At 60.3% G+C, this 12,151-nt stretch carries 12 protein-coding genes; 2 read left to right on the forward strand and 10 right to left on the reverse strand.

The window, feature by feature from the left end; all coding sequences use genetic code 11:
* Positions 1 to 177 precede the first annotated feature (177 nt).
* The 3 genes from ACWAT4_RS41525 to ACWAT4_RS41535 are packed head-to-tail and all read right to left on the reverse strand — an operon-like array spanning position 178 to position 2,810.
* On the reverse strand, positions 178 to 1,188 hold the full coding sequence (locus ACWAT4_RS41525) for a transketolase family protein (RefSeq protein WP_188637396.1): 1,011 nt from the start codon (positions 1,186 to 1,188) through the stop codon (positions 178 to 180).
* Entirely contained in the window at positions 1,185 to 2,036 is an 852-nt protein-coding gene (locus ACWAT4_RS41530; RefSeq protein ID WP_128929495.1) for a transketolase, read from the reverse strand. Before ACWAT4_RS41530 ends, ACWAT4_RS41525 begins: the two co-directional genes overlap by 4 nt.
* Positions 2,037 to 2,060: 24 nt before the next feature.
* Positions 2,061 to 2,810, reverse strand: coding sequence for an SDR family NAD(P)-dependent oxidoreductase (locus tag ACWAT4_RS41535; protein WP_128955190.1), 750 nt, complete (start codon positions 2,808 to 2,810; stop codon positions 2,061 to 2,063).
* A gap of 109 nt (positions 2,811 to 2,919) precedes the next feature.
* On the opposite strand from ACWAT4_RS41535, the gene ACWAT4_RS41540 reads away from it, so the two are divergent.
* Positions 2,920 to 3,816 (forward strand): LysR substrate-binding domain-containing protein, encoded by an 897-nt coding sequence (locus ACWAT4_RS41540; protein ID WP_128929493.1) that lies wholly within the window; start codon positions 2,920 to 2,922, stop codon positions 3,814 to 3,816.
* 78 nt (positions 3,817 to 3,894) lie between these two features.
* On the opposite strand, the gene ACWAT4_RS41545 is transcribed toward ACWAT4_RS41540, so the two are convergent.
* From ACWAT4_RS41545 to ACWAT4_RS41575, 7 genes are all read right to left on the reverse strand, one after another.
* Positions 3,895 to 4,617, reverse strand: a complete 723-nt coding sequence (locus ACWAT4_RS41545; RefSeq protein ID WP_128929492.1) for an LrgB family protein — start codon at positions 4,615 to 4,617, stop codon at positions 3,895 to 3,897.
* Positions 4,614 to 4,994 (reverse strand): CidA/LrgA family protein, encoded by a 381-nt coding sequence (locus ACWAT4_RS41550; protein WP_128929491.1) that lies wholly within the window; start codon positions 4,992 to 4,994, stop codon positions 4,614 to 4,616. Before ACWAT4_RS41550 ends, ACWAT4_RS41545 begins: the two co-directional genes overlap by 4 nt.
* A gap of 20 nt (positions 4,995 to 5,014) precedes the next feature.
* Positions 5,015 to 5,395, reverse strand: a complete 381-nt coding sequence (locus ACWAT4_RS41555) for a helix-turn-helix domain-containing protein (RefSeq protein WP_128929490.1) — start codon at positions 5,393 to 5,395, stop codon at positions 5,015 to 5,017.
* Positions 5,396 to 5,602: 207 nt separating this feature from the next.
* Positions 5,603 to 7,015: a pyruvate kinase gene (gene pyk, locus ACWAT4_RS41560; RefSeq protein ID WP_128929489.1), complete on the reverse strand. Its 1,413-nt coding sequence runs from the start codon at positions 7,013 to 7,015 to the stop codon at positions 5,603 to 5,605.
* Between the two features lie 97 nt (positions 7,016 to 7,112).
* Entirely contained in the window at positions 7,113 to 8,858 is a 1,746-nt protein-coding gene (locus tag ACWAT4_RS41565; RefSeq protein ID WP_164933601.1) for an FAD-dependent oxidoreductase, read from the reverse strand.
* A gap of 65 nt (positions 8,859 to 8,923) precedes the next feature.
* Complete coding sequence (locus ACWAT4_RS41570; protein WP_232995566.1) at positions 8,924 to 9,748, reverse strand: phosphoenolpyruvate hydrolase family protein; 825 nt, start codon at positions 9,746 to 9,748, stop codon at positions 8,924 to 8,926.
* A gap of 11 nt (positions 9,749 to 9,759) precedes the next feature.
* Complete coding sequence (locus ACWAT4_RS41575) at positions 9,760 to 10,911, reverse strand: Tm-1-like ATP-binding domain-containing protein (RefSeq protein ID WP_128930139.1); 1,152 nt, start codon at positions 10,909 to 10,911, stop codon at positions 9,760 to 9,762.
* Between the two features lie 740 nt (positions 10,912 to 11,651).
* Here ACWAT4_RS41575 and ACWAT4_RS41580 point away from each other — a divergent pair.
* The gene (locus ACWAT4_RS41580) at positions 11,652 to 12,149 is read left to right on the forward strand and encodes a hypothetical protein (protein ID WP_232995564.1); all 498 of its coding nucleotides are present in this window, start codon (positions 11,652 to 11,654) and stop codon (positions 12,147 to 12,149) included.
* Positions 12,150 to 12,151 lie beyond the last annotated feature (2 nt).

The following is a 12,151-nucleotide window of genomic DNA, read 5'->3' on the forward strand; positions in this document are numbered from 1 at the left end:
CTTCCTCCTCGTTCTATTTACCTAGCGGTGGCGATCTCAGCGCAGGCGGCGCAGCCGTTCCGCTCATTCGTGTGCCCGCGTCTTGAGTGCCGGCATTTGGGCAAAAGCCAGCGTTCGCCGCTGCAAGGTGCGGCGGGCAACGTTGAGTACAGCTTGTTGGACCTCAGCCCAGCGGCGCTAAAGCCACTGTTTGATTTGCCTTGCGACCTCTGCGGTGGAAATCCCGTAACGGTCGTGCAGCGTTGGAAGCGCGCCGGCGTCGAGAAATTCGTCCGGCAATGCGATCTGGCGGAAAGGCGGATGTGCCCCAGAACGCAAGAGGAGTGCGGCAATTGCTTCGCCGAGGCCACCAATGGTCGTGTGATTTTCGGCAACGACGACAAGCCGTGCCGGCTTGCTGGCCTCACGCAGGATAGTCTCTGCGTCGAGGGGCTTGATGGTTGGAACATGCAGCACCGCTGCATCCACGCGGTCATCCTTCAAAGCTTGGACGGCCTCGAGTGCCCGCATGGTCATGATGCCGGACGAGATGATCAGGACGTCCTTGCCATCACGGATCAGCTTGGCCTTTCCAAGCTCGAACTTATAGTCGTATTCATCCAGAACGACAGGCACCTGGCCGCGCAGCAGGCGCATGTAGACTGGACCTTGATGCGCGGCTATGGCTGGCACCACCTGCTCGATTTCACTGGCATCGCAGGGGTCGATCACCGTCATATTTGGCATGGCCCGAAACAACGCGAGATCCTCGGCGGCTTGATGACTTGGGCCATAGCCCGAGGTCAGGCCGGGCAAGGCGCAGACGATTTTCACGTTGCGGTCTTCCTCCGCAATGGTCTGATGAATGAAATCGTAGGCGCGCCGCGATGCGAACACGGCATATGTCGTCGCAAAGGGCATGAAGCCCTCTGCGGCGAGTCCGGAGGCTGCTCCGAACAAAAGTTGCTCGGCCATGCCCATCTGGTAATAGCGGTCTGGAAATTCCTTGGCGAAGATGTGCAGGTCGGTGTATTTGCCGAGATCGGCGGTCATGCCGACCACCTCTGGCCGGCTCCGTGCCAGTTCGACGAGTGCATGTCCGAACGGCGCTGGCTTCGTCTTTTGGCCCTCGGCCGCAATCGAGGCGATCATGGCAGAGGTGGTTAGGCGCGGCTTGCCCGCTTGCGGTGCTGATCTGACGGTCTTCATGCCTGCCTCCCGGCTTCCAGCGCGGCAAGGGCAAGTTGCCATTCGTGCTGCTCGACGCGAATGAAATGGTTCTTCTCGCGCTGCTCGAGGAAAGGAACGCCCTTCCCCATGAGGGTGTCGGCGACGATCATTCGCGGCTTCGGCTCGGGATGCGACTTTGCACGGTCGAATGCTGCGAGCACGGCATCGAGATCATTGCCATCGATACGTTGTACGAACCAGCCGAATGCCTGGAGCTTGTCGACCAAGGGTTCGAAGGCCATGACTTGCGTCGAGGGACCGTCGGCCTGCTGGTTGTTGACATCGACAATGCCGATCAGGTTGTCCAGCTTGTAGTGGGCCGCCGACTGGATGGCCTCCCACACGGAGCCCTCGTCGAGCTCGCCGTCGGAGAACAAGGTGTATACCCGCGCCTCGGACCTTTTGCGTTTGAGGCCAAGGCCCATGCCGACAGCAATGCTGAGCCCGAGGCCGAGCGAGCCACCCGACATTTCCATTCCGGGCGTGTAGGAGGCCATGCCCGACATTGGCAAGCGGCTCTCGTCACTGCCATAGGTCTCAAGCTCTTCCTCGGGGACGATCCCCGCTTCTATCAAAGCCGCATAAAGCGCAATAGCGTAGTGCCCGTTTGAGAGCAGGAAGCGATCGCGTTCCTCCCAGGTCGGATCCTCCGGCCGATAGCGCATCGCGTGAAAGTAAGCCACGGCGAGAACGTCGGAGATATCGAGCGCCTGAGCGATATAGCCTTGGCCCTGAACTTCCCCCATGCGCAGCGCATTGCGGCGAATGTTATAGGCGCGGTCCGCCAGCTTGGGCGTGTTGGTCAACGTTTTGGTCGGCGCTTCCATCGATCTGGACCTTCTCTTGCTGGCTCAGTGGATGAGCATGCCGCCATTGACGTCGATCACGGCACCAGTGACGTACGCGGAGAGATCGGAGGCCAGAAAAGTGTAGATGCCGGCGACATCTTCTGCGGTGCCGAGACGATTGAGTGGAATGCCTTCCAGAATTTTCGCACGCATTTCATCAGTCAGCTTGCCGGCCGTGATATCGGTGCCGATCAGGCCAGGCGTGACGCAGTTGACGCGGATGTTGTCAGGACCGAACTCGCGAGCCATGGCCTTGGCTAAACCAAGAACGCCGGCTTTCGCTGCCGAATAGTGTGGTCCCCCAAAAATTCCGCCGCCACGCTGGGCCGACACCGACGACATGCATGCGATCGATCCGGACTTCCGCGCACGCATATGCGGGATCACGGCCTGGGAGAGGAAGAGAACGCCTTTGAGATTGACGTCTTGAATGCGATCCCAATCGGCGGCTGATATGTCCAGGAGCTTCACCGGCTGGGTAATGCCGGCATTGTTGATCAGTATATCGATACCACCGAATGCCTCGACCGCGCTTGCAACTGCCCGCTCGCAGGACGATTTGTCAGCGACGTCGCAGCGCAAACCGAGGTGTTCCTTGCCAAGAGTGGCTGCTGCCCCTGCCGCGGCTCCGGCATCGATATCGAGGATTGCGACCCGAGCGCCCTCGGAGGCAAACCGCCGGGCGGTGGCGAGCCCGATCCCCCGCGGCGAGGCCGCGCCCGAAATGATGGCTGTCTTCCCGCTGAGCAGCATCAGTTCCTCCCGCAAATTGTTTTCCTTGACAATGCTAGGAATGACCCTCGCTCTCCGCGCCGACAAGCGCACAGTTGTCATGGGTCGATGAATCTGGTTCACTTATGCGATGCTCTCGAATGTTCCGATATCGGCAATTCGCGCCTTTGAGGCGGCGGCCCGCACCGGATCGTTTCGCGATGCGGCGAATGAGCTTCACCTGACGCCAAGTGCAGTCAGTCATGCAATCCGTAAGCTGGAGGACACGCTCCGGACCGTTCTCTTCGAGCGCAGTGCACGCGCGGTGCGGCTCACGCCGGCCGGCGAGAACCTGATGCGACATACCGGCGCTGCATTCGATCAGCTCCGCCGCGGCTTGGAGGAAGTCGCTGCTCGTGGTCCGCAGTTGGTGCGGGTTCACTCCGCTCCGAGCTTTGCAGCGCAATGGCTAACGCCACGACTGGCGCAGTTTCTTGCAGCCCATCCGAAGCTAGAAGTTCGCTTGGCTGCCAGCACAGACTATGCGCGTTTCAGTAACGATGATTTCGATGTCGACATCGTTTACGGTCCGCCGAGGGCGGAGGGCGTCGAGATTGTTCCTCTGCCAGAGGAAACAGTCACTCCCCTATGCTCCCGGAAGCTTGCAAAATCAATCAAGAAGCCGATCGACCTCCTGGATCAGACATTGATCCGTTCAGACGTGAAGCAAGTTCAATGGCATCAGTGGTTCGCCGCCAATGGATTGGAAGCTCCAGCGATTCACGGCATGAGATTCGATCGAAGTTTCCTGGCGATTGCAACCGCCGCCGAAGGACTGGGAGTAGCCTTGGAATCAACGCTTCTAGCGGAGCGCGAATTGGCTAGCGGACGACTGGTTGCTCCATTGGCCGGCCGCGCAACCGATATTCGATACGTCGGTCACAGGCTAATTTATCCGCGCGCCAGCCGGCAACGCTCGGCGGTGCGCGCTTTTGCCGATTGGATCGTCGCCCAGCTCGGAGGCGAAGCTAGCCTTTCCTCCCAGTAAGTATCGCTCGTTGCCGCGATGGTTTGGCTATCCGAAAAAGTGAGGATGGGCCTCGTCAGAACGGCCATGCGCGGTGGCTTATCGCAACAATTGTGTGACTGCGAGAGGGACGAGCAAAGACGTAACCAGCGCGTTCAGGCTCATCGCAATCCCCGAGAACACGCCCGCAACCTCGTCCACCTGAAACGCTCGCGCGGTACCAATGCCGTGCGCGGCGATGCCCGCGGCAAAACCACGCGCACGAAAATCAATGATACCACTCCAATTCATCAATGGCGTGACAATGATCGCTCCCATGATCCCCGTGAGGATCACCGCGACGGCGGTCAGAGAAGGGTCGGCGTGCAGTGTTTCGCTGATCCCCATTGCGACCGCGGCTGTCACGGACTTAGGCGCAAGGGACAGTACAACATCGCGCGGCAAGCCTGCAGCTTTCGCAAGCAGCACAATCGACGCGGCCGCTGTGACCGAGCCCACAACGAGGGCTGCCAGCATTGGCACGATCGAGGCAAGGACGATCCTGCGGTTCTCGTAGAGCGGGATAGCGAGCGCGACTGTGGCTGGGCCGAGCAAGAAATGTACGAACTGCGCTCCGCTAAAATAGACCGGATATGGCGTGCTGGTCACGAACAGAAACACGCCGATGATCCAGACCGCGTGGAGAACAGGATTGGCGAGCGGATGTCGGTGGAGGGCAAGCGACAGCGCTTCCGAGACTGCATAAACCAGTAAGGTGATCGTCAGCCAAAGCAGAGGCGATTGCGACAGATAGACCCAGAGCGAGAATGCATGGTCCTTCATGGCGCCTCATGACCGAACAGCCGGCTGACCAGGCGAAACGTTAGCACGGTCGCGAGAAGGGTCACTACGACGGAAAGGGCAAGAATCAACACAATTGCTATCCCATGAGCATAAATGAGATCGAGTTTTTCCACGACACCCACGCCGGCCGGGACAAACAGGAGAGACAGATTGTTGAGCAGCCCCCTGCTGGCAGTCTCAACGCCGCCGTTTCGCAGCGGTCCTTGAGCGATGATTGCGAAACGGTCACGGACGAGCAGCAAAATCAACAGCAGCAGGAGCCCGACGACCGGACCAGGCAGCAGCAGGCCGAACCCGCGCGTAATGGCCTCTCCGATCAATTGGCAGAGGAGGATAAGACCGAGACTTGCCAGCATGGGGCACCTGAGTAGCACTTTCACACGAGGAGAAGCTGCCGGAAGCTCAATTTTGTTGATTCTTGAGACCGGCGCTGCCCTCCTGCGCTGCAAAAAAGATAACGATTGATAGCCATCTCGATTTGCCGATGGAGCGTCATCGCGGCTGAACACCGGGGCTTGCCTACGACCGGAAGGGTAACTTTGATTCCTGCATCGACAAAGGTCTTTCTCAAGCTTTCCCTCTGCGCGTCGGACATTGGTGTGTCGCTGTACTCCTCGATCCGCCAGATGATCGCCGTGGAGACGCACACCCGCTGGGCCACTTCCTTGACGGACCAGTTCAACAGGCCGCGGGCGGCACGCAGATGCCTGCCGCTGAGGCCCTCATGCCAGCGATACAGCCCGTCTGCTCGCTGCAAGCGGCATTCGACTAAAAAGGCTGTGCGGTTTCGACCGAAACCGCCCATCCGCGCAGAGCTGCCTCGTGGTCGTCAGGCAATGTAAGCTCCTGGCCGGAGTTGCAGCCGGGCTTGGAGCATCTCGTGCACGACCATGCGTAGAGCCTCGCCGCAGTCCGGATCGACATCAAGATGGCTCGACAGACGTTTCAGGGCGAACGGACTGTTCTAGCAGACAGCAACGCGTACGTTGTTTGTCGCGCCTATTTGTCCGAATGGGAGGCCAAAGACCACGACGGCCAAGTCGCCGGACCGCACATAGCCTTCCCGTTGCGCTGCCACGGCCGCGATCCGGGTTATTTCTTCATGGCCGGAGGGATCGCTGGCCACGACACTATGGACGCCCCACAACAGGCACATGCGTCGCGCCACAATGTCGTCTGGCGTCAGAGCAAGAACGGGGATCGGTGGTCGTTTGCGCGAAATGCGGGCTGCGGTCGTCCCGCTCGCCGTGAAGCCGATGATGGCTTTGGCCTCGATCGTGGCGGCAAGATCTGCGCCTGCCGCTGCGACAGCGTGTGGAGGGGTAATCTCTTCGTCGACTTGCGCAGCCCTGATCAAGGAGCGATAGAGACGATGTTGCTCCGTACTCCGGATGATACGATCCATCATGGCGACGGCTTCGGCCGGATAAGCGCCGTTTGCCGTTTCGGCTGATAGCATCACAGCATCGGCTCCATCATAGATGGCGGTCGCAACATCGGAGGCTTCCGCGCGCGTCGGCGTCGGCGCTGCCACCATGGAATCAAGCATTTGGGTTGCGACGATCACGGGCTTTGCGGCCATTCGGCAAGCACGAATGAGCTCTTTTTGTCGGCCAGGCACGTTTTCCGGGGGAATCTCGACCCCAAGATCGCCGCGGGCGACCATGAGGGCGTCGGACAATTTGATGATATCATCGATGTGATCAAGCGCCATTGGCGTTTCGATTTTGGCGACGAGGCCGGCTGCCTCACCGATTAGAGCTCGTGCCTCAATCAGGTCTGAAGGCTTCTGAACAAAGGACAAGGCAACCCAGTCGACGCCCAGCTCTAGGCCGAAGACGAGATCGTCACGATCCTTCTTGGTCAGGGGGTAGATATCAAGCAACGCTCCCGGCACGTTTACGCCTTTTTGATCGCGGATCGTTCCACCGACAATGACGCGCGCTATCATGTCGCCATCGCCTGGCTTTTCGAGGCTTAGGCGAACACGGCCGTCATCGATGAGCAGATTTTGACCTGGATACGCAGCTACAAAGATCTCCGGATGTGGCAGAGGGATCGCCTGCTTTCCGCCTCTTGCTCCGTCCAGAACAAAGCGGACCGTTTCGCCGGCCTGCAGCGTGAGCTCACCCTCTTCAAGCGAACCGATGCGCAGCTTCGGGCCTTGCAGATCTTGTAGCACGCCGATGGGTCGGCCGAATTCGCGCTCGAGCGCGCGAATGGCGGTAAAGGCGCGCGCGTGATCGTCTTTGGTGCCATGACTGAAGTTCAGGCGGAATGTATCGGCACCTGCAAGATCGAGAGCACGGAGTTGGTCGAGCTCGACGGTTGCCGGGCCGATGGTTGCGACGATCTTGGCATGGCGCGAGCGGCGCATCAAAAATCAAACCCCTTGGATGAGCCGCCTTCGAGCCAGCCGCTCCTGGCGAAAGCCAATGCTTCGTCGATCACGCGCTCGCCCCATGCAAACGATGTCAAGCTCCAGAAGCGGCAGCCTTTGTCTTTTGCTGCGTCGCCGATAGGATGGCGTTGACAGCCCGGTACGCGAACACAATCGCAGGCCCGATGGTGATGCCTGCTCCTGGATAGATGCCGCGCATCGGGGATGTCATGTCGTTGCCGCAAGCGTAAAGGCCCGCGATGGATCTTTCCTGCCCGTCTAGGACCTGGCCGCAAGTGTCGGTTGCCAGGCCGGTGGCCGTGCCGAGCGTTGCCGGAACGATTGGAAGCGCGATAAACGGGCCTGTCTTGATGGGTCCGAGATTTGGGTTTTTCTTGCTCACGGCCGGATCGCCGAGCGTGCGATTAAAGGCGGATTCACCGCGTTTGAACAGCGGATCGCGCCCCTCAGCAGCGTGCGTGTTGTGCTCTTCGACGGTCTTTTCAAGCGCAGCCGGATCTAGCCCCAGCTGTTTGGCAAGTTCAGGAATTGTCCGGCCGACCTTGATGTACCCAAGGCGCGCATATTTTCCGATCCTCAAGGTCCAGGGCCAGGGCAGCAGATGTCCCATACCTCTCAACCGTACGAACTCCAGGTCGCAGATGAAGTAAAATCGCTTATCTGCCGGATAGCCGCTGGTGAACATCGCCAGGCAAATGTCGTGATACGAATTGGATTCGTTGACGAAACGCTTGGCATCCGGCCCCACTGCGATGACGCCGGGACGGCCGCGATCGAGCCAGCCATAGGGGACCACTTGGGAGGAGCTGCCGCTCTTGAGAATTGAGACGGGAGTCCAAAAGCCGGCAGAGGCGACATTGTTGTCAATCGCAGCTCCAAGCCTGGACGCCAGGGAAATGCCATCGCCCACAACGTCCACATGGGCCAGCGTGTCATCGTGCTGGTGGGGACCGCTGAGGCTGGCTCTTAACTCTGCGCTGCGAGCAAATCCGCCCGTTGCGAGGATGACGCCATGCGAGGCGCGCACGCGAAGGTCGGAACCGTTCCGCTTGACGACGGCTCCGGTGACACGCCCATCTTCCCTGATCAGCTCTATCAGCGGGGAGCCAGGCCATATCTCGACGCCGTGCTTGCGCAGACTGACGACCAGGCGCGCGATCAGGGCGTTCCCTCCGCTGAGCTCTGTCCCGCGCCTGTGGCCCAGCCGGTCACGCGCGTAGCGACCGACACGCCGCAAGACGTGTCTGAGGGCGGCAAAGGATTGGAAGGGATTGAGGAAGCTTCTGACCTCGCTGGATGAGATCATCATTCCACCAAGCACAACCCGGATGGGATCGCCGATCAGATCGAAATCGGCTCCGAGAAGGCGCCCATCATAGGGAGCCGGGCTCAGTGCCCGGCCCTTGTCGACGCCGCCGATCTGGCTCGAATGATAATCGGGCGCCGAGGCCAGCGTGAAGTTGACCTCTGTCCCGTCCTCAAGGGCGGCAAGTGCAGCTGGGCCGTCCTCGAGATAAGCATCGATGAAGCCTGCCCGGTAATAGGTGCCAAGTTCGTGCTGCAGGTAGGTCCTTGCCTTCGCAAGCGAGTCGTCGATCTTCGCTGAGCGCGCCTGGGGTGAGCAAGGAACCCAGATCATACCATTGGAAAGAGCTGTCGTGCCGCCGAGCCGGGCGGATTTTTCGCAGACAGTGACGCGCAGTCCTGCTTTTGCCGCATAGAGGGCGGCCGAGAGCCCGGCTGCACCACTCCCGACTACGAGAACGTCGGTTGCCCATTCGTGATCCGCCCTTGCGCTTCGGGCGATCGCCACGGTCATGCCCTTGCTTGATTGGCCCATCGGTGTGTCCATTCCAGCCTCGCTGCGATTTCTTGGAACTGAGGTCAGTGATGTTGGGGAAGCGGGACGGCTTTGAATTCCTCGGCTGCCGCCTTTACTGCCCGTTCGATCGGAATTCGTTCGATGGAGGAGGCGCCGACAAATCCGACGCATTGCGTCGACCGGTACACCTCGGCCGTATCCGCGGGCTCTGCGATCGCACCACCATGGCAGAGCAGGACAACGTCGGAGCGCCCGCTCCTGGCCGCGGCGTTGATGTCGTTGATGCGATTGATCGCGTCTTTGACCGACCGCCCTTCCTCATGGCCAACGAGCCCGCCCCGTGTGGCGCCGACATGAGGGATGATGCAGTCGGCCCCGGCGCTTGCCATCGCCTTGGCATCGTCCGGGTTTGCGACATAGGCGAGCGAGAAGATGTTCTTCTTGCGCGCAGATGCGATCATCTCGACTTCGCGTTCGAAGCCGAGCCCGACGCGGCCGCGGCGGTCGCGCCATTTGTCGCCCATGGTCGAGATGGTGGGATAGTTGATCACGCCTGAGAAGCCGGCCGCCCAGAATTTGTCGAGCAACGCATCGAGATCGAGCCGAACGGGATCCCAGGCCTCAACGCCGCCGATCACGGGGATGGAAGAGACAACGTTGCGGATTTCTGCGGCAAGCTCGAGCGTGCGCGCGTTGGAGTCTCCGATCCGGCTGGTCGGAAGCCCCATCAGGCGCGACAGCCCGGTAGAGTAGACCACCAGCATGTCCGCGCCCCCGAGGACAGCGCATTTGGCCACCAGGCCGCAGCTGCTGCCTGCGGCAAGAACCGCTCTGCGCTCGGCCACCTGGCTTGCGATCTTCGCTAGGATTTCGCTTCGCTCAAACATCCGCATCGCAGTCAGCCTTCCTGCGCCAATTGCTCGAGGATCCAACTCGCGGCCGCCTCGGCAAATTCGGGATCGTTGATGTGACAGTTCAATTCGCGCACCGTGATTTTGGGCGGCAGATTGTTCTTGACCGCGTCCAGCCAAGCGCGGTCGGCATTGCAATCACGGAACACGCCGCCGTCGCGGTCGTAGTCGGAGACGCCTTTCGCCGGCCAGAGCACGATGGCTGGCGCTTCGGCCCGCGACAGCCGCTCGGCCGTAAGCCGGCCGATGCTTGCGTTTTCGGACGGAGTTGTGCGCATGAGCGTGGTGTAGCGAGTATGGGAGTAGAACTGGCGGCAGCGAAACTGATCGGGGACGCTGGATGGTGGACCAAAATTGACCATGTCGACTGCGCCTGGCGCGACGACCTGCGGGATTGATCGATCCGCGGCTGCCTTGAGCCGATCCGGTCCGGCGCTGGCGGTGCCACCGACGATTTCGTCAGCAAGCTCGGTTGTGGTCAGATCGATTACAGCGTCAAACTCACCGGCCGCGATTAGCTGTTCCATCTTGCGCCCGCCGGCCCCGTTAGCGGGGAAAACGATCGCATCGAGGCCGGCCTCTCCAAGACGTCTTACGCATTGATTGGCCGCCGGCGTCGTAACTCCGAAGGCCGTGATGGCGACGATTTTCTTCCGTCTCCTCTGACGGGATGGCTCATATTGCATGGCGGCCACGGCGCGGCCGGCATTGTCCAGCACGCGTTGGGTGAAGGCGTTGATCCCGAAGAGGTCGACAAGGGTCGGATAGAGGATGATGTCGTTATGGACGGCCAGTTCGGCGAGCAGTGCGGGCCTGGCGCTACTCACAAGGAGCTTCGGGAAGCCATATGGTAAATCGCGGACGACTTCGCCAAAGACGGCGCTGCCCTTGCCACCCGCAATTCCGACAATTGCGCTGATCGCGCCTGATTGGCGAAGATCATCGACCATTTTGCGGGCCGATTGGGCAATGTCGTTCAAGAGCTCGACGGGAGAAACGGCGCGGCCGCCATCTGTCGGCTCTTTGTCCGACCCTGCCTTGGACGTACCGACGTCTAAGACCACCGTCGTGCGGCCCAGGCCTTCGATGACGTTTCGGAGATAAGATGCTTCTGCGCCCTTCGTATCGAGCGTCGCCACGATTGCAACGGCGCCAGCGGCTCCGACCTTGGGCGAGCGCCCAAGCCTGGCCGACTTCGCGTCGTCGGTGCAATGGTGCGACACGATCTTTCCTCTCCGATCCTGCTTGATACGAATGGTCTAAACGCGGCCGAGACGCTCAATAAGTGCCGCGCCGGGGAGAGTTGGGTAATATTGGGTAGATGTCTCGAAGCGCTCGGGAGCGCACCGGTGGCTCTAGCCAAGGTTGCCTGTCCTGTCTGCGGCGTGTCTTCCCCTCTCCTCTTCCGGCATCTTCTGTCCGGCGTCCTTTCGGGCCCATGAGACGCACGCGGTGCGCAGCAGGCGAAGGTCATCTCCGCCAGCCCTTGGGACGCTGTTTCACCCATTGCAAAAAGTGCCAAGTGGCGGGCGGGTGGACAGCTCGCGCGGTTCAATGCCTGTGAATTGAATTCTAAAAAGAGACCGCTGCTGGAGCTCTCCAACAGCGGCGTAAGTCGAGGGAGGAAGCAGACGAGGCCGGCCTGCCAGCGGATAGATGAGACGTCGTCGGAAGCCTGACGTGCCTAGATGTCGTGCAGATCTCTAGACCGAACTGAAATGCCGTATAAGATCAGTGCGATGTTTAAATGGGTAAGATTGGGTAGAGGCGGTTGAAGCAAAGAGCAGTCGGCGAGCTCATTTCAAGCAGGTCGGACACGCGCGAGGGTTATTGCCTAGCAATCTATGCGCCGGCTTTAGGGAGCCTTCCGGAAGGCTCCATGCTGGTCATGGCGACCTTGCCCGTCGTTGACTGGAACGATTGTCTGTTACGGGATCTGCGCACGTTCCGAAAGGAGAGATCTGCGGGTGTTTACGCCGCGATCGTCATGATCGATCCCTTCGCGTGCTGGGAGGATCTTGCCGATGCGTTGAAAGAGGCCGGGATCAAGGGGATCATCAACTTCCCGCCGGCGTCTCTCATTGAGCGGTCAACGACAGGGACGCCCATTGAAAGCGGACAGGAGATCGAGCTTCGACGTCTGGAATGGTTTGCCAATTTGGACTTCAGGGTGTTGTTCGCGACGGACGACATCTCTAAGACCGCAATGGCCGAGCGGCGCATCGGCTCGCATCTGGCCGGCCTGGTCCAGATGCCGGAAGAAGCGCTCAAGTTCGTGATTGGCGATGGCGTCGATTTGGTAAGCGCCGGGAAGCGAGGAGCGCCGGTGGCGAAGTTCGCGCTTCTGAGCGGCACGAAGCCGCCAGCGCGAAAATAATG

The sequence above is a fragment of the Bradyrhizobium sp. T-1 genome, assembly GCF_053592855.1.

Coding starts and splice junctions, on each gene's coding strand:
- ACWAT4_RS41525 (WP_188637396.1), bottom strand. CDS start 1,188: ATGAAGACCGTCAGATCAGCACCGCAAGCGGGCAAGCCGCGCCTAACC.
- ACWAT4_RS41530 (WP_128929495.1), bottom strand. CDS start 2,036: ATGGAAGCGCCGACCAAAACGTTGACCAACACGCCCAAGCTGGCGGAC.
- ACWAT4_RS41535 (WP_128955190.1), bottom strand. CDS start 2,810: ATGCTGCTCAGCGGGAAGACAGCCATCATTTCGGGCGCGGCCTCGCCG.
- ACWAT4_RS41540 (WP_128929493.1), top strand. CDS start 2,920: ATGCTCTCGAATGTTCCGATATCGGCAATTCGCGCCTTTGAGGCGGCG.
- ACWAT4_RS41545 (WP_128929492.1), bottom strand. CDS start 4,617: ATGAAGGACCATGCATTCTCGCTCTGGGTCTATCTGTCGCAATCGCCT.
- ACWAT4_RS41550 (WP_128929491.1), bottom strand. CDS start 4,994: ATGCTGGCAAGTCTCGGTCTTATCCTCCTCTGCCAATTGATCGGAGAG.
- pyk (WP_128929489.1), bottom strand. CDS start 7,015: ATGCGCCGCTCGCGCCATGCCAAGATCGTCGCAACCATCGGCCCGGCA.
- ACWAT4_RS41565 (WP_164933601.1), bottom strand. CDS start 8,858: ATGACCGTGGCGATCGCCCGAAGCGCAAGGGCGGATCACGAATGGGCA.
- ACWAT4_RS41570 (WP_232995566.1), bottom strand. CDS start 9,748: ATGTTTGAGCGAAGCGAAATCCTAGCGAAGATCGCAAGCCAGGTGGCC.
- ACWAT4_RS41580 (WP_232995564.1), top strand. CDS start 11,652: ATGCTGGTCATGGCGACCTTGCCCGTCGTTGACTGGAACGATTGTCTG.